Annotated in this window: 15 protein-coding genes; 10 read left to right on the top strand and 5 right to left on the bottom strand. The window is 48.7% G+C overall.

Annotated features, from left to right (window positions below; translation table 11 throughout):
- The first annotated feature begins 274 nt into the window (after window positions 1–274).
- Both NDI33_RS04880 and NDI33_RS04875 read left to right on the top strand, forming a co-directional pair.
- On the top strand, window positions 275–598 hold the full coding sequence (locus NDI33_RS04880; protein WP_190434130.1) for an Mpo1-like protein: 324 nt from the start codon (window positions 275–277) through the stop codon (window positions 596–598).
- Between the two features lie 128 nt (window positions 599–726).
- Window positions 727–2,127 (top strand): amidohydrolase family protein, encoded by a 1,401-nt coding sequence (locus NDI33_RS04875; protein WP_190676944.1) that lies wholly within the window; start codon window positions 727–729, stop codon window positions 2,125–2,127.
- Window positions 2,128–2,347: 220 nt separating this feature from the next.
- On the opposite strand, the gene NDI33_RS04870 is transcribed toward NDI33_RS04875, so the two are convergent.
- Entirely contained in the window at window positions 2,348–2,854 is a 507-nt protein-coding gene (locus NDI33_RS04870; RefSeq protein ID WP_190414652.1) for a pentapeptide repeat-containing protein, read from the bottom strand.
- A 14-nt stretch (window positions 2,855–2,868) separates the two neighbouring features.
- Here NDI33_RS04870 and NDI33_RS04865 point away from each other — a divergent pair, with 14 nt between their 5' ends.
- A complete protein-coding gene (locus tag NDI33_RS04865) occupies window positions 2,869–3,459 on the top strand; it encodes a YraN family protein (protein ID WP_190414651.1) in 591 nt (196 codons plus the stop codon).
- Here the strand turns inward: NDI33_RS04865 and NDI33_RS04860 are convergent, their stop codons facing one another.
- A complete protein-coding gene (locus NDI33_RS04860) occupies window positions 3,460–3,849 on the bottom strand; it encodes a hypothetical protein (RefSeq protein WP_190414650.1) in 390 nt (129 codons plus the stop codon). It lies immediately after the preceding gene.
- Between the two features lie 157 nt (window positions 3,850–4,006).
- Between NDI33_RS04860 and queA the strand changes: the two genes are divergently transcribed.
- The gene (queA, locus tag NDI33_RS04855; RefSeq protein ID WP_190676942.1) at window positions 4,007–5,242 is read left to right on the top strand and encodes a tRNA preQ1(34) S-adenosylmethionine ribosyltransferase-isomerase QueA; all 1,236 of its coding nucleotides are present in this window, start codon (window positions 4,007–4,009) and stop codon (window positions 5,240–5,242) included.
- Window positions 5,243–5,367: 125 nt separating this feature from the next.
- Entirely contained in the window at window positions 5,368–6,627 is a 1,260-nt protein-coding gene (locus NDI33_RS04850) for a tetratricopeptide repeat protein (protein WP_190676940.1), read from the top strand.
- A 61-nt stretch (window positions 6,628–6,688) separates the two neighbouring features.
- Here NDI33_RS04850 and NDI33_RS04845 read toward each other — a convergent pair whose 3' ends face one another.
- Together NDI33_RS04845 and NDI33_RS04840 are read right to left on the bottom strand one after the other, a co-directional pair.
- On the bottom strand, window positions 6,689–7,387 hold the full coding sequence (locus NDI33_RS04845; protein ID WP_190414647.1) for an NAD-binding protein: 699 nt from the start codon (window positions 7,385–7,387) through the stop codon (window positions 6,689–6,691).
- Window positions 7,388–7,567: 180 nt separating this feature from the next.
- Window positions 7,568–8,902, bottom strand: coding sequence for a TrkH family potassium uptake protein (locus NDI33_RS04840; RefSeq protein WP_190414646.1), 1,335 nt, complete (start codon window positions 8,900–8,902; stop codon window positions 7,568–7,570).
- Between the two features lie 92 nt (window positions 8,903–8,994).
- Here NDI33_RS04840 and NDI33_RS04835 point away from each other — a divergent pair, with 92 nt between their 5' ends.
- The 5 genes from NDI33_RS04835 to NDI33_RS04815 all read left to right on the top strand — a co-directional run bounded on the left by NDI33_RS04835 (window position 8,995) and on the right by NDI33_RS04815 (window position 14,376).
- Complete coding sequence (locus NDI33_RS04835; RefSeq protein ID WP_190536554.1) at window positions 8,995–9,867, top strand: methyltransferase domain-containing protein; 873 nt, start codon at window positions 8,995–8,997, stop codon at window positions 9,865–9,867.
- A 54-nt stretch (window positions 9,868–9,921) separates the two neighbouring features.
- A complete protein-coding gene (locus NDI33_RS04830; protein WP_190676938.1) occupies window positions 9,922–10,893 on the top strand; it encodes a homogentisate phytyltransferase in 972 nt (323 codons plus the stop codon).
- Between the two features lie 73 nt (window positions 10,894–10,966).
- The gene (locus tag NDI33_RS04825; RefSeq protein WP_190676936.1) at window positions 10,967–11,428 is read left to right on the top strand and encodes a tetratricopeptide repeat protein; all 462 of its coding nucleotides are present in this window, start codon (window positions 10,967–10,969) and stop codon (window positions 11,426–11,428) included.
- A gap of 30 nt (window positions 11,429–11,458) precedes the next feature.
- Window positions 11,459–13,153 carry a uroporphyrinogen-III C-methyltransferase gene (cobA, locus tag NDI33_RS04820; protein ID WP_190676933.1) on the top strand — a complete coding sequence of 565 codons (1,695 nt, stop codon included), beginning with the start codon at window positions 11,459–11,461 and terminating at the stop codon, window positions 13,151–13,153.
- 683 nt (window positions 13,154–13,836) lie between these two features.
- Window positions 13,837–14,376, top strand: coding sequence for a phycobiliprotein lyase (locus NDI33_RS04815; protein ID WP_190427680.1), 540 nt, complete (start codon window positions 13,837–13,839; stop codon window positions 14,374–14,376).
- Window positions 14,377–14,378: 2 nt separating this feature from the next.
- Here NDI33_RS04815 and NDI33_RS04810 read toward each other — a convergent pair whose 3' ends face one another.
- A complete protein-coding gene (locus NDI33_RS04810; protein ID WP_190676931.1) occupies window positions 14,379–16,556 on the bottom strand; it encodes a response regulator in 2,178 nt (725 codons plus the stop codon).
- Window positions 16,557–16,568: the final 12 nt, after the last annotated feature.

Below are 16,568 nucleotides of genomic sequence, written 5' to 3'. Positions count from 1 at the left end.
ATAAATTTCCGGCTTAAAGCTAAAGTAAGCTAAAGCTTACTGGGGTAAGCGATTGAACCCGTTTGAACGGGTTTTAGCTTTAAGCCCAAACTTTAGTTTAGGGCTGACTTAATGACATTCTCCTCGCTGCCATCCCAAGGGTAAAATGTCCAAACTGGGTTAAAGCAACCTAAAAAAATTCTAATTTCTCTCCCTTTCGCAAGAGACTTAGTGATATCGTTCCTACAACGCTTTGAGTTTGACAAATTCGGGTTTCAACCGCAGGAGAATTACTTTGAGCTACTTCCAGGAGGCTAAAGCCCACTTTGTTGCGAGTCATCAGCATCCCATCAACCAGTTTCTGCACCACTTGACTAATATGCTAGCGATCGCCGCTGTGGTCTTTCTGTTTTATGATTGGCGGTTAACGCTCGTGTGTTTAGTCCTCACCCAAGTATTCGCCTTGGGCGGTCATGCTGTCTTCGAGAAGAATCACCCGGCTTTTGTCAAGTACCCCGGCATTACCATCCTAGTTTCCCTCATGTGGTCTTTTGAGAACTGGTTTGGACTGCGCCAAGTTTGGACATACTTGCATCGCAAGCAGAAAGCGTTGAATTAAATTTCAGCCGCAAGGCGAGTATTCAATTAAAAACATTGTGTCTTCATCGGGGCAGGCTTCTATCCGACGCCCTGAAAACCTGGAATTTATTTGCAGGTAACGATTGAGCAATTAATTAAGGAGTTTTCATGTATCAAGGTCTACTGGTAATTGATGCAGATGCCCATAAAATAGAAAATCCTTTAGTAATGCGGGATTATCTAGAGCCAGAGTATCGCGATCGCATCGGTTTAGCGATTGATAGTCTGGGCGACCAACGGGCGAGAATCGTAGACTTTAATCCGGCAACGGGTAAAAACGACTTTATGCGGATGTTCCCGCAGCCTCAGGGACTGGGGAAAGGTGGCTTTCGCAACCTGCACCCCGATACAACCTTAGGAGCAATGTTCAATCGCGTGCGGATTGAACACATGGATAAAGAAGGCATTGATGTCCAGGTAATTTACGGCACGCTCAACTTAGTCTTTTCGAGCTTATTGGATAAGGACTTTGCGATCGCGCTGTGTCGTGCTTACAACAATTACATTGCCGACGACTGCCGGGGTTACGATAACCGGCTTAAACCGATTGGTGTATTGCCTCTACAGGATGTAGATGCCGCGGTTGCGGAAATGCACCGTTGCGTCAACGAACTGGGCATGATTAGCGTCGCCGTTGCCCCAAACCTCCCGATTCCCCATCCGAAAGCGCCTCAAGCTTTCCCCGATATCCGTACCTGTAAAGCGATTAGCCATCCTGACTTCCGCCCGATCCTGCAAGCAGCAGCCGATTTGGATATTGGTCTGGGCATTCACGGAGGGCCGGGATCGTACATGGTGGGGGGGATTTCCGATCATGTGGAAACCTTTGTCCTGACGCACATTTTTGTGCAGCGAAACCAGCAACAATTGGCTTTGGCAAGGATGGTTTTTGATGGCGCGTTTGAACAATTCCCCTCCCTGCGCGTTGGCTTTTTAGAAGGCGGTTGTGGCTGGGTGCCGGATCTTGCCCATGCTTTCCACGAGCATTGGGAAAAACGCATTCGTGACTTTGACCCCAAACATCCCTATCGTCCTTCCCTGATGGAATTCACCAAGCTGATGATTCAGGAAAGAGGCACCCACAACAATATCAACCTGATTAGTCAGGCAAAAAACCTCTTCGATCTGCTGTGGAATGCTCAGCATGACCCGTCTCAGATTGAGGATGCAAGTCTTTATGAGCATTACGATCTCCGCCATCGAGATCCCTTAGACTATTTCGAGCGGGGTCAAATCTTTACTTCCTTTGAATCAGACGATCCAGGCCCTGCTTATCTTCACATTGCGATGGGAGAAATTGGCAAACATCTGGCTTGCTTCTCTGGGGATTATGGGCACTGGGATGGGGTACTCCATGACTGTGTCAAGGATGCTGCAACTGTTGCCGATTATGACCGGGAGCATTTAGAACTATTGCTTAGCGGCAATGCGCTAGCTCTTTACGGTGATCGCTTACGCCAATCTGCGGCTACAATCGCTGATGCACCCATCAACACTACGGTTAATTAGCCCTTTTGGTTAGAGGCAAATCTGGAAACCTCACCAGATAAGGATTCTGTTTTTTCTGGCAGTTAAGACAGAATCCTTATATTGCCGTTCTCAATTCATTGAGAAATATCGCAATTCTCAGTTGTATAGATAACACTCTCCGGGGCATGGTAATGCCGTGTCCCGGAGAGGATTTGTATTGCACGCTCATCGAGAACCTCCTCAGAGCGCTCAAAAAGGATTAGGGGCAAAACAAAGTTTCGCGGGTTTCGCGCCCAGTAGTGGGATTGGTACCGGACGCTATTTTACACAACTGTTGTTGCACATCCCGACGAAGCAGCACATCTGTAAAATCAGCTCCATCAATAATCGCACCTTCAAACTTAGTGTTAAAGGCAAACGCCCCTTCCAAAACCGCGTTCTTTAAGTTCGCTTTGGTCAAGCGGGCTGTGTCCAGAGTTGCGTTTCTGAGATCGGCTCCTTCTAAATTGACGCTTTCCAGATTAGCCCCAAAAAAACTGACACCCCGCAAATTCGTATGACTCAGGTTACTACTGCGGAGATTGGCTTTAGTAAAGCTGGAGTCGGTCAGCTCTTTGCCGGAGAAATCTACACCAATCAAAAATTCTTTGTTGTAGTCGTTCGCCCAGGCGGGAGATGCGATCGCGCCAAAAGAGGCAATGGCGATCGCCACAAGCAATAAACCGAGTAAAATTGTCGAAATCCGATTATCTAGCCTACACTTCATGCTGGTTCCATTTGATGGAAAACCGTCGTCTATCTCATTATCCCGATATCGGTGTTTTAGGAGAAGACCTAGTTGCTCAATGGTTGATTTCCCAAGCCTGGGAAATCCTTGAGCGCCGGTGGCGTTGCCGCTGGGGAGAAATTGATATAATTGCGCGACAACGCCCAGATGAAGGTAAGGGAGGGGGAGACAGAAAGACAGGAAGACAGCGGGAGGAAGAGTTTCCCACTACCCATTACCCATCACCCGTTCCCCATTGCCCCATTACCCTGTCCTCTTGCTTAATCTTTGTCGAGGTCAAAACTCGCAGCCGGGGAAATTGGGATGCGGATGGAATGCTAGCGATTACACCGCAAAAGCAAGCTAAACTCTGGCGCACAGCAGAGATTTTTTTGGCAGAGCGTCCAGATTTAGTAAATCTTCCTTGCCGGTTTGATGTCGCTTTGGTCAGATGTCAGCGTCCTAAGACCAATACTGTTCTGCTACCAGAACCTGAAAAGCTCCCTTTGATTTCTTTACCAGAACCTAGAAATTTAGCTGTGGGAGAATATCAGTTGAGTCTACAAGACTATATTCAGTCCGCTTTCGATGAGCCGTTAAGTTAATTAAGCTAGAGTTTCCGGGCAATATCCCAGCCCTTTTGTGAACTGCTGGCGAAAGGCTTCAATATCGCTCCGATCGGGACTACCATGAGAAACCACAGCAACTTGGTAGCGACGCATCACATCGATGGGGGACTGTCCAGTTTCCAGACTCCAAAGCGCCATCTGGAGGCGAATAGCCGGTTCGTAGGGAATACCCAGTTCGTTCATGAACGCCCGGAAGTCACCATCTTGCTGCGCGTTTAGATGGTTACTCATTTTGACCTTGATCACCCAGCCATCAATCTGATGAATCACCGTCATTAAACGAACGGGCAACTGGGGCATTGTGTGTAAATACTCAACCACCCGTAGTGTCAGGCTGGCATTGGCCAGAAAGTAGACGTATTCCATGAGAAGTTCTTAGTGTCTAGGTCGTGCTGGTTCTATAACTCTCATTCTCCATGAGTAAGATAGTCTGCGATAGGGGAGAAGCCCCCGTTCTTATCTGGGGGTATTTACCCAATCTGCAAAGTTAAATTGATCGATTCCTTATCAGTAAACTAACGGCATGACAGAATTTAACGAAGACAGTCACATCAGCGATCCCCGGTTGGGAGAGTCAAAAGCCGTTAGTGGGGCAAGAAGATTAAAGATAGACAGCCCCGAATCCTTACGGTTTCAAGCTGAAGCACCCAGCGGGGATGATATAGATATCGATCGGTTAATCGCCAGTTATGACTATGAACTCCCGGCAGAACTGATTGCCCAGAATCCATCTGTGCCAAGGGATAGTGCGCGTTTGCTGGTGGTATCCCCAGATCATCCCAGCCACGCCATTTTTCGGGATTTACCCGACTTCCTCCAGTCCGGAGATTTACTAGTATTAAATAATACTCGTGTCATCCCTGCCCGCCTCCGGGGTCGTAAATCTACGGGTGCCCCCGTGGAGGTGTTGCTGCTGGAGGAACAGCAGAACAACTGCTGGCTAGCTTTGGTGAAACCAGGGCGACGTCTGCAACCGGGGGCACAGATATTCTTTGAACCACAGAAACTAGGGGCTGAGGAAAAATTGAACCCAGCCTCAAGCCCGAATCAATTGAGTGCGACGATTTTGTCTAGGGATGAGGCGACGGGGGGGCGGGTGTTGCAGTTTGATGTTCCAGCGGGGAGTCGGTTTGAAGATTTGTTGGAGGAATACGGTCAAGTGCCGCTACCTCCTTACATTACAGATTCCCAATCCCAGGCGGAACAGTACCAAACTGTGTATGCCCAGGCTCAAGGAGCGATCGCTGCTCCCACGGCTGGGCTACACTTTACCCCAGAGTTACTCCAGCGCTTGCAAGAACGAGGCATTCAGCAGGCTTCGGTGACGCTGCACGTCGGGGTCGGGACGTTTCGCCCAGTGGAAGTAGAGGATATTACCACCCACAAAATGCATGGGGAGTGGGTAGAAGTCCCCCAGTCTACGGTGGAACAAATTCGGGAAACCAAGGCGAGGGGGGGTCGGATTATTGCCGTGGGGACAACGGTGGTGCGATCGCTTGAGTCAGCTGCTGCGAGTGGGGAATTACACCCCTTTAGGGGCAAGACGGAGTTATTTATCTATCCCGGCTACCAGTGGCGGGTAGTGGAGGGGTTAATTACCAATTTCCACTTACCCCGTTCGAGTTTGCTGATGTTGGTGGGTGCTTTAATCGGGCGTCAGCGGTTGCTGGAATTGTACCAAGTGGCGACAAAGCATCGGTATCGCTTCTATTCTTTTGGGGACGCGATGCTAATCTTGCCGGAAGCCACAATCAGATGACGATGGGACAAGTTAAGGTAATGAGGAATGTCAATCATCGCTGGTCAGTGGTAAATTGCAACTGACAACTAATTACCTTCCCAATTACCTTTTTCCTAAATAGCGAGTGGTGCGGGGTTCTAGATATGCTTAAAAACCACAAACGAATTTATCTCCTTGCGGCTGCTTTGATCGGTCTTGGTTTGACGACTGCCAGCACTGCCTTTGCCGGTGAATCGCGGGCTGGGCGACAAAAGACAACTTCTTTTGAGTCGCCCGTACTCACTAAGCAGATGGTCGAAGGTCTATACACTCAAGATTTTGAGGCAGCGACTTACTTCCAACAAGGAGTGACGCGGTATAATCGCGGAGACTATCGGGGGGCAGAGCTAGCTCTTCGCAAAGCGCTTGAATTCGATTCCAGCATTGCGATGGCTTATTATCTGTTGGGGAATTCCCTAGCCGAGCAAGGACAGCTTGATAAGGCAACGAATGAGTACCTGCAAGCGCTTCGTCTCGACCCCAATTTGGGAGAAGCTTACTACAATTTGGGAGTTGCTTTATATAAGCAAGGGCAACCCGATGCTGCACTGACTGCGTATGAACGAGCGCTAAGTTTAAATCCCAAGTTGGCAGATGCTTACTATAATGTGGGCTTGGCGATGGAGGCAAAAGGTCAAACACAAGAAGCGATCGCTGCCTATCAGCAGGCGATTCAGAATGACCCGAAATATGCAGTCGCTTACTATAATCTGGGACTGCTGTTAGTCAACCAAAATCAAAATGAAGCCGCGATGGCTCAGTTTCAAAAAGCAGTTGAACTTGACCCAACGCTTGCCGATGCTCAATATCAACTGGGGTTACTTTACGCGCAGCAAAATCAGCCGACACAAGCAATTAACGCTCTGAATGCAGCGGCTTCTAAGAATCCGAACTTGGCAGAGGCTCAGTACCAAATGGGGCTGATTTTTGTCCAGCAAGGTAACTCCAAAGCGGCAGCCAATCGATTCAAGCAGGCGGTGCGTCTCAATCCCAATGATGGCGACGCTTATCAACAATTGGGAGCAATGCTGTTAAAGGAGAACCAGGTCAAAGATGCAGCTGCGGCATTGAGGGAAGCCAAGCGCCTCAACCCAAATGATGCCGTGACTCTTTATAATCTGGGCGTGGCTCTGCAACGGCAAGGTCTGCTAGCGGAAGCGATCGCGAATTACCAAGAAGCGATTGTCCTCAATTCCACCCTAGCAGATGCCTTTTTTAACTTGGGAGTAACGCTGCAACAAACTGGACGACGCGAAGAGGCAATCCCCTTTCTTTTCCAAGCTAAAACGCTATTCAATCAGCAGGGGAATGCAGACAAAATTGACCAGATTAACCAGTTTCTACAGCAGTTAGGGGCTTCTTGAATTAAAAATTAAAAATTAAAAATTAAAAAAATATCTTGATTAATTTTTAATTTTTAATTTCTTAAATAGGTAGGCGATTAATGTCTTTGTTGGAACCAATCACAACCATTGCGGCTCCCTTATAGAGTCGATGGTTGGGATTGGGATTAATTTCAAACTTGCCATTGTGACTGACTGCTAGCAGATTTAAACCATAGCGGCTGCGAAGTTGTAGTTCAGAGATGGTTTTGCCGTGAAAATCGTCTGGAATAATAATTTCTACAATACTGTTATCAACGTCCAGATCGAATCGATCTAAAATAGCTGGTTTAGTCAGCGATCGCGCTAACGTACACCCCATTTCATGCTCTGGAAATACCACATGATCTGCCCCGACTTTTGTCAGGAGTTTCATATGGATTTCCGAGGATGCTTTTGCTACCACATGAGTCACCCCGCCTTCCTTCAGATTCAGGGTCGTTACCACGCTAGCTTCGAGATAATTCCCAATCGCCACAATCACCGTATCAAAATCAAAAATTCCTCCCTCTTTAAGGGCAGCGGGTTCAGTCGAGTCCAGCTGCAAGGCATGGGAAGCGATTTGATCGGTCAAAACTTGGGCGACTCTCTTTTCCTCGGCGTCAATACCCAGCACTTCGTAGCCCAGATGGTGTAAGGTCGAGCAGACGCCACGACCAAAACGACCTAACCCAATGACTGCGAATTGATTCTTGGTATTAGTGCTGAGACTGCGAAAAAAGTTTAAAGATGATAAGTTCACAAATAAACTCCGAACTGACTCATTGAGTTAGGGATCATTCGTCGAAAACAATTGTCGGTTTAAACCGACCTTTTAACTTTCAACCTTTTAATCTACAAGCTGCAATTGGGTCACAAACAACTGACAAAAAGCTTAAAGATTACTCAGGTTCTAGCTTATCAAGCATCGGGAATGCGATCGCTATCCGACCAACAAATTCTCCTCCGGATAGCGGATAATGCTGGGGCTGGGATTTCCCAGAATCGCTGACATCAGGAGCAAAACTCCCACCCGACCGATGTACATGGTGGCAATCAATACCAGTTTGGCGAAAACTGAAATGCTCGCTGTAATCCCAGTAGAAAGTCCAACAGTAGCGAAGGCTGAAACAACCTCCAATAAAATTTGGATAAACGCCAATTGTGGATCGCTTATCGCAATTAAAGTGGTGGAACCAATGACCACCAGAAGCGAACCAACTGTCACCCCAGTCGCTTTCACAATTAGCGCCTTCGGGATTTGGCGCTGGTAAGAAACTACTTCTTCCTTCCCTTGTAATGCTGAAAAAGTAGAACTCAGTAAGACCCTTGTTGTCGTGGTTTTAATTCCGCCGCCGGTACTGCCAGGATTTGTCCCAATAAACATTAAGGCAACGGTAATAAAAAGAGACGCTTCGGTCAATTTCCCGATATCAATGGTATTAAAACCAGCCGTTCGAGGTGTTACCGATTGAAACCAAGCCGCCATAAGCTTCTCAGGGAAACTAAGTGGGCCAAAGGTTTGGGGATTGTTGAATTCTGTAAACAAAAAGAGAATTGTTCCCAGGATGAGGAGAAAGAGAGTGGTCGTGGTAGCAATCTTAAAGTTGAGAGAAAAGACTACACAAGCTTGACTTTTGGATAAGCGATCGCGCGTCCATAAATACGCTTCCATAATCACTTCATAGCCAATCCCACCCAAAATAATCAAGGCAGTGACAATCAGGTTGAGCAAAGGCGATCGCACATATTGCATCAAATTATCTGAAAACAAGCCAAAGCCTGCATTATTAAAAGCATTCACACTATGAAAAATCGATAGCCAAAGACCGCGATCCAACCCGTAGTCGGGTACAAACACCAGCATCAGTAAAAAGATGCCAGTAATTTCAATAATCAGCGTTGTGGCAATGATTGAGCGTACCAAGTCCACCACACCAGCTAATCCTGGCTTGTCGAGCGATTGTTGAATCGCTATCTTGTCTCGTAGTCCAAACTTGCGTCCTAGCAACAGCAACAGGCACGTCGTTGCCGTCATGTAGCCCAATCCGCCTACCTGAACCAGCAAGACAAGGAACAATTGTCCCCAAAACGAATAAAATTTCCCCACATCGACCACCGATAAACCAGTTACGCAGACCGCAGACGTGGCAGTAAATAGCGCGATTATCGGATTGCTCCAACTGCCGTCACTGGTTGAAAACGGCAGCATCAGTAAAATCGTTCCCAAAGTGACGAGGGCAAGAAATCCCAAGCAAATAGTTCGGGCAACAGTCATGGTCTAGGGGTCTATCAGGAAAAGTCTTTTTAGAGCTTACTGCTTTCCGAGTTCTGGTAGGCTAATTTTCAGCAACACCGCCTGAAAATTTCATGACTTCAACTCTTTATCAGCAAATTCAGCAGTTCTACGACGCTTCATCCGGTCTGTGGGAACGGATTTGGGGCGAACATATGCACCACGGATACTATGGTGCTGATGGTACTCTGAAAAAAGACCGGCGGCAAGCGCAAATTGACTTAATTGAAGAATTGCTCAAGTGGGCTGAAGTGCCGCTAGAGGGGGGTTTAAAACCCTCCCCCGCCAATATCCTTGATGTCGGCTGCGGGATTGGCGGCAGTTCTCTTTACTTGGCGCAAAAATTTAACGCAGCAGCAACGGGAATCACCCTGAGTCCCGTCCAGGCGACTAGAGCCAAAGAACGGGCAGCCATTGCTGGATTAAGCGATCGCACATCGTTCCAGGTGGCAGACGCCCTGAATATGCCCTTCGCTGACGATTCCTTTGACTTTGTATGGTCGCTCGAAAGTGGCGAACATATGCCCAATAAGCAGAAGTTCTTGCAGGAGTGCTACCGGGTGCTAAAGCCGGGGGGAACTTTTCTCATGGCAACGTGGTGTCATCGTCCTGTCGGGGGCGCAGATGGACAGCTGACAGATGATGAGCGGAAACATCTGGCGGAAATCTACCGCGTCTATGCTTTGCCTTACGTGATTTCACTGCCAGAATATGAAACGCTGGCTCGTAAAGTTTCCTTCGAGAATATTCGCACGGCAGATTGGTCAAAAGCTGTCGCCCCATTTTGGGATATCGTGATTGATTCGACGCTCGATCCCAGAGCGGTTCTGGGTTTGCTTTTCTCCGGCTGGACAACGATTCAAGCGGCGCTTTCACTCGGATTAATGAGCCGGGGCTATGAGCAAGGACTGATTCGATTCGGATTGCTCTGTGCGACTAAGAAATAACGTTTGGGAACAAAAATTGCTTAAAATCAAGCCTGAGTATTCATTCAGGCACGCATGAGCCAGATTTCTCCTGAAAAGTCTTCCCTTCCCAAAACCAGTCCTTCTGAGTCCCACCCGGTGCGGCGTACTGGTTCCTGGCTCTACGCCTTATGGAAGTTCTCCCGCCCTCATACGATTATTGGCACCAGCCTGAGCGTGATGGCGTTGTACGCGATCGCACTTGCAACAGCTTCCGGGGGCGTCACCAGCGTCGAACAGTTTTTGGGTGCATGGATTGCCTGTCTGGGCGGAAATGTTTACATTGTTGGGCTAAATCAGCTCGAAGATGTGGAAATTGACAAAATTAACAAACCCCATTTGCCCATCGCTGCTGGTGAATTTTCTAGGGCGCAAGCTCAAATTATTGTCGCCATTAGTGGAAGTGTGGCGCTGCTGTTGGCGCTTCTTCTGGGACGATATTTACTGTTCACGGTGGGGGTTAGTTTAGCCATTGGCACAGCCTATTCTCTGCCGCCGATTCGGTTAAAACGATTTCCCTTTTGGGCAGCGCTGTGCATTTTCACTGTGCGCGGAGTCATTGTCAATTTAGGGCTGTTTTTACACTTCAATTGGGTATTGCAAAAAAGTCAAGAAATTCCGGCATCAGTCTGGGCGCTGACGATGTTTGTGTTGGTGTTTACGTTTGCGATCGCTATCTTTAAAGACATCCCCGACATGGAGGGCGATAAGCAGTACAACATCAACACATTTACGATTCAACTCGGTAAGCCAGCCGTCTTTAATCTCTCTCTTTGGGTGATTACGGTCTGCTACCTGGGCATGATTGTGGCTGGGATATTATCCCTAAGTGCGGTTAATTCCACATTTTTGATAATTACTCATGTATTCGCACTCTTGTTGCTGTGGTGGCGAAGTAGAAGTGTAGATTTGCAGGATAAGAGCGCGATCGCATCTTTTTACCAATTTATTTGGAAACTCTTTTTCTTAGAATATCTAATTTTCCCCGCCGCCTGTCTTTTAGCGTAAGAAAGGTTAAAACAATCGTCAGGGTAAGCTTAAGCAAAATAGAACCGCTAGAAGTGCCGGAGGGCTACCAAGGGTGGAAACAGAAACATCTCAACTAACTTATTTTCTGGCTGTCGCTGTTGTCGGGATTAGTCTGACTCTCCTGGGTTTTTTCTTGGGGAAGACATTCGTCGCTTCAAACTTTTTTAAAAAAGGGGTGACACTTTATAAACAAAAAGATTACGCGGGTGCAGAGGCAGCTTTCCGCCAAGTGATTGAGCGGCACCGCACCAATGACATGGCTCGATTGCTGTTGGGAAATGCGCTAATGGCGCAAGATAAGATTGACGAGGCGACACCCATATTCCGGGAATTGATTGAGCGATCGCCCAAAAATGTTGATGCTTATTTGAGGTTGGGAGACACGCTGATTAAACAAGACAAAATCGAGGAAGCGATCGCAATTCTTCAAAAAGCTAGAAACTTATATAAAGCGGGTACTACAGAGCAACAACAACTCGATCAACTCATCCAGGAAATGGACACCCCGAAATAAGCTTCAAATTCATTTGAGCGCAGCCAAATCATGACTGAGCGTACCGGAAAAGTATATCTGGTGGGGGCAGGGCCGGGAGATGTTGCTTACCTCACCGTCAGGGCGCAACATCTACTCGTTGAGGTACAGGTGTTAGTCTACGATGCCCTCGTAGATGCCCAGTTGTTGGAGTTGGTGCCAGACAGTTGCCTGAAGTTGGATGTGGGCAAACGCGGTGGACAACCCAGCACACCGCAAGCTGAAATTAACCAACTGCTGGTAGAACACTGTCAGCAGGGAAAGCAAGTTGTGCGGCTAAAAAGTGGCGATCCGTTCATTTTCGGGCGTTCTACTTCAGAAATTCAGGCATTAATTGCCGCTGGGTGTCCTTTTGAAGTTGTACCGGGGATTTCTTCAGCACTAGCAGCACCGTTGCTGGCGGGGATTCCGCTAACAGATCCGGTGATGAGCCGAGGTTTTACGGTGATTACTGCCCATGAGCCAGAGGTTTTGGACTGGGAGGCGCTGGCGCGGATGGAAACGCTGGTAATCTTGATGGGTGGGCGCAATCTCGGTGAAATTGTCTATCAGTTGCATCGATATGGGCGATCGCTTTCTACTCCCGTCGCCGCGATTCGTTGGGCGGGAACGCCTCAACAACAAGTCTGGACAGCTACGCTGGGCACTATCGTTGAGCAAACTACGGGCGAATCTCTTTCTCCCGCCATCATTACCATTGGGGAAGTCGTTGGTTTGAGAGAATACTTGCGATCGCCAGATGCACCAGTCGTCTCAGCTCGACGCCTAAATCCGCCCGTACAATCATCAGAATCTTCAACCCAATCCGCAGGGGTGAGTTTATCAGACATACCTATGGGAAGCCACAGTTCTCAGAAAACCTCGTCTCTAACGACTCAAAACTCTTCCCAATCGCTAGCTGGGAAAACGATTTTAGTGACACGCGCAGCTGGACAATCGGGTGAGTTTTGCTTGCGTCTCCAAGAAGAAGGCGCGACGGTGATTGAGATGCCGACGCTGGAAATTACTCCTCCTTCCAGTTGGGAAGAATTGGATAATGCGATCGCGCACTTATCGGATTTCGACTGGTTAATTCTCACTTCCAGCAACGGGGTTGATTACTTTTTTGAACGGCTGGAAGCGCAAAATCAAGATGCCCGTGCCTTAGCCGGGGTCAAAATTGCCGTCGTCGGGAAGAAAACCGCCCAGAGTCTCAGGCAGCAAGGCTTACAACCCGATTTTATTCCCCCGGATTTTGTTGCAGATTCGCTAGTTGAAAACTTTCCAGAATCGTTAGGAGGCAAGAAAATTCTGTTTCCCAGAGTGGAAACGGGTGGAAGAGAAGTCTTGGTGAAGGAATTAACCGCCCAAGGTGCAGAAGTAATCGAAGTGGCGGCTTATCAATCTCAGTGCCCGAAAGCGATCGCACCCGCCGCCTTAGATGCCCTCCAGCGACAAGCAGTAGATGTGATTACTTTTGCAAGTTCTAAAACCGTGCAATTTTTTGGTCAATTAGTCGGTGAAATCGATAAATTGCCCTTACAAGGTGTCTGTATCGCCTCGATTGGCCCTCAAACTTCTAAAACCTGTCTTTCTCTACTGGGGCGAGTGGATGTAGAAGCCCCTGAATACACTCTAGACGGCTTAACCCAAGCGATCGTCCAGTGGGCGACATCTGAGGCGAATGTCCGCGATCGCTTGGCTCACAACTCAAATATAGATTGCTAGATAGCTATTCTCGATTGGATGCCGTACATTTTAACCCCACCCCTGCCCCTCCCCGTAAACGAGGAGGGGTTTAATATTCCCGATTCTCCTCGCTGCCTGCCCCGCCTTGCTGCCGCTAGTGTCGCGCCGTCAACGAAGAGGGGTTTAATATTCTCCCCTCTCCGTTCACGGAGAGGGGCTGGGGGTGAGGTTCCATATTCTCCTCCCCATAAACGAGGAGGGGTTTAATATTCTCCCCTCTCCGTTCACGGAGAGGGGTTGGGGGTGAGGTTCCAAGTATTACACTCAACTGAAAACCGCGATCATCTCTCTCGAAAGCTTTTCCACCTTTCGTCGTGCCCTTATGGGATAGACGGTTCTAAGATTCTTCCGGATGACAGAGCCGCTAGTAAGTATTTTTAGCTATCATCTATTATTATTAAGATTGTTAACAGTAACTTGCATTTTGGCAGGCTTACCACTCTAGCCAAGGTGGTACGTCAGCTAAGTGCCAGATAGCTGACCCGATATAGTGGCGCTCAACTGTACCCAGATCGGGTGTCACTAGAAACCGCGACTTGCACAACCGTTCATCAGATTGCTTGCATAAAGGTCAAATAAAAGGGTGATAAGTCCCATAGCTACCAAGCAAAAATTGACGCTTGCAAGAACTTTATTTTCAATTCATATGAGGACTGGTACTGGTGACAACACTAAGACAACTTGCCCAAACCAATGAAGAATCTTTAATTGCAGCGTTTTTTCAGGAATCAGAGGGCAAATGGCACTCTGAAAGACGCTACTATACGCTGCCGGATGGAGAAACCAAGGAGATGGTGAGTCTGATTACCGTCCGGTTTCTGGAACAGGGAAGCTCGGAATTGCTACATTTGGCAGAGTTACACCAGCTGGAAGATCCAGCAGCGCTGATTTGTGGTTCCTATGTAGAGTGGAACAGCACAAACTCAGTCACAAACCGCAAAGAGTCCAAAGGTTCGACACTATTTGGCGCATTAGGAACCACACTCTATCGCGATCGCGGCTTTGCCACTCCGAAACCCGTCACGGCTGAGTATTATTTCCCCAATCCCAAAACTTTGTGCTTGCGGACAGAGTACAGAGACTCTTCATTTGAAGAAGAATTAAAACTGATTGGTCGAAGCTACCGCACCCGGCAAACGATCATCTCCCGTGCCGGAGAACAGCAAATGATCGGTCAATATCTAGAAAAGCGCCTTAGCTAGACTTAACCTGCACACCCAGCCAGAAGTGCCACCGCCGCCACTAAATCATCAGGCTCGACGGGCTTAGACTGATACATTTGAAACCCTGCCTTCAGGGCGCGGTTTTTATCTTCCTCCCTAGCGTAGGCGGTCAGCGCTAGGGCTGGAATTTGTTTTCCGGTTTTTTCTTCCAGAGTTCTCATCTTGCCGATGAGGGTGTAGCCATCTTCCTCTGGCATTCCAATATCACTCACCAGCAAATCGGGCTGCCAGCTACGAAGGACTTCTAACGCCTCGGCTACGGATGCGATCGCTTTCACTTTCGCCCCAGACTCTTCAAGCACGAGGGCGATCAATTCGCGTGTATCCGTATCATCATCCACAACTAGCACCTGCAATCCGCTCAGGAGTTGAGGTGCTTGTGCTACCTTCTCCTTAGCTTCCCCGCTCCCCGGCTCCTCTGCCCCCTGGCGCTCCTGCCCCTCGGTTTCTCGACTTTTATCAAAAAGTGGCAGAAGCACTGTAAACGTTGCTCCCTGCCCGATTCCGAGACTAGCAGCACGAACGGTGCCACCGTGCAATTCCACCAAGTGACGCACAATCGCTAATCCAAGTCCTAATCCTCCATGCGATCGCGTGGTACTCGCGTCAGCTTGCCGAAAGCGGTCAAACGCATAGGGCAGAAAGTCGGGGCTAATGCCCATGCCTGTGTCGCTAATTTGGATTTGGGCAAAGAAGGTTGAAGGTTGCGGGTTATTAGGTGGAGAGTTCGTGGGTTGCACTTCAACTTTTTCTTCAAGTTTTCCTTCAACCCTCTCCAGCCGCACCTCAATTTGCCCGCCTTCTGATGTGAACTTGATGGCGTTGGAGAGTAGATTCCAAACGACTTGCTGCAAGCGATCTGGATCGGCAGCGACCAAGCCGACTGAGCGGTCTAGTACCGCCTTGACTCGAATCCCCTTGGCATCCGCTGCCGGACGCAAGATATTAATCGCTTCATCAATGATAGGTATCAGCTCGATCGAGCGAATATTCAGGTGTAGCTTGCCCCGAATAATCCGCGAGACATCTAGAATTTCATCGGTGAGTTTTACCTGCGCCTTGGCGTTGCGCTCAATACTCTCAAGGGCACGACTGATAACAGTGGGAGTTAGCTTCTGATTGCGGAGTAGCGTTGCCCATCCGAGGATAGAGTTCAGGGGGGTGCGGAGTTCGTGAGACAGGGTTGCCAGGAACTCGTCCTTGAGGCGATTTACCTCCTGTGCTTCCCGGTAGAGTCGGGCATTGTCAATTGCCAAAGCAGCCCGATCCGCGAGGTCTTGCAGAAAGAATTGGTCATCACGAGTATAGGAGTATCCGGGGCGATCGCGCGAAACGAATAAAGTCCCAATCCGCCGACCTCGTACCTCTAAGGGTGCGATCAAAATGCTGTACATCCCAAAGCGCTCTAAGTAGGGCAAATACTTTGACTCGCGCAAAGGTTGTATCTCCTCTGGCGACACGACTGGAATCAGTAGCGTCTCGCCTGTTTTAAAGACCCGACCCGTCAAACCCTCATCAACGCGGTGTGCCTCCGTGGCGAGGGTTTCTTGCAAGCAGGCGAGGGCTTCTGGGTTTGGATGATAAATTGCTACCGGGTTGAGGTACTTTCCATCATCTGATAGGATGCGAACTACGCACAGATTTCCCAGTCGCTGCGCTATTTGCTGACTGACGAGTTCTAGAACTGCTTGAAATTCCGGAATTTTCTCAGCAAAAGCTCGCGATACCTCGCTCAAAGCTTGCCGATGCGCTTCCAGACGAGCGGCTCTTCGCTGAGTTTCGGCTCGTTCTAAGGCTAACTGCACCGCAGCGGGCAGACGGTTGTAATATTTGGGCAACTTCAGAACGTAGTCGGACAGCCCCGCCTTCATCGCTTCTACAGCAATCTCTTCGCTGCCTGTATTGGTAAACATCACCACGGGGCAGTCAGGATACCGATCTTTAACGGCACGCAACACCTGTAGACCATCACTCCAGCGCAGTTGATAGTCAGTGACAACGGCATCGAAGCCATCTGCCGCCAGCGCCTGGTTTAAGCCATTGATTTCTGCAATCTCCTGAATTTGGAGATCGGAAAAGGCTCGGCTGAGCTGACGAGCTGCTAGAAGGCGGTCATCAGGGTTGTCATCGATCAGTAAAATACGTAAGGTCTGGCTCATATCCGCTATTTA

This window comes from Trichocoleus sp. DQ-A1 (assembly GCF_039961955.1).
Lineage (GTDB): Bacteria > Cyanobacteriota > Cyanobacteriia > Cyanobacteriales > FACHB-T130 > FACHB-T130.
Note: the sequence above shows the minus strand (reverse complement) of the source record. Positions and strands in the feature narration are given on the sequence as shown.

Coding starts and splice junctions, on each gene's coding strand:
- NDI33_RS04875 (WP_190676944.1), top strand. CDS start 727: ATGTATCAAGGTCTACTGGTAATTGATGCAGATGCCCATAAAATAGAA.
- NDI33_RS04870 (WP_190414652.1), bottom strand. CDS start 2,854: ATGAAGTGTAGGCTAGATAATCGGATTTCGACAATTTTACTCGGTTTA.
- NDI33_RS04865 (WP_190414651.1), top strand. CDS start 2,869: ATGGAAAACCGTCGTCTATCTCATTATCCCGATATCGGTGTTTTAGGA.
- NDI33_RS04860 (WP_190414650.1), bottom strand. CDS start 3,849: ATGGAATACGTCTACTTTCTGGCCAATGCCAGCCTGACACTACGGGTG.
- queA (WP_190676942.1), top strand. CDS start 4,007: ATGACAGAATTTAACGAAGACAGTCACATCAGCGATCCCCGGTTGGGA.
- NDI33_RS04850 (WP_190676940.1), top strand. CDS start 5,368: ATGCTTAAAAACCACAAACGAATTTATCTCCTTGCGGCTGCTTTGATC.
- NDI33_RS04840 (WP_190414646.1), bottom strand. CDS start 8,902: ATGACTGTTGCCCGAACTATTTGCTTGGGATTTCTTGCCCTCGTCACT.
- NDI33_RS04835 (WP_190536554.1), top strand. CDS start 8,995: ATGACTTCAACTCTTTATCAGCAAATTCAGCAGTTCTACGACGCTTCA.
- NDI33_RS04830 (WP_190676938.1), top strand. CDS start 9,922: ATGAGCCAGATTTCTCCTGAAAAGTCTTCCCTTCCCAAAACCAGTCCT.
- cobA (WP_190676933.1), top strand. CDS start 11,459: ATGACTGAGCGTACCGGAAAAGTATATCTGGTGGGGGCAGGGCCGGGA.
- NDI33_RS04810 (WP_190676931.1), bottom strand. CDS start 16,556: ATGAGCCAGACCTTACGTATTTTACTGATCGATGACAACCCTGATGAC.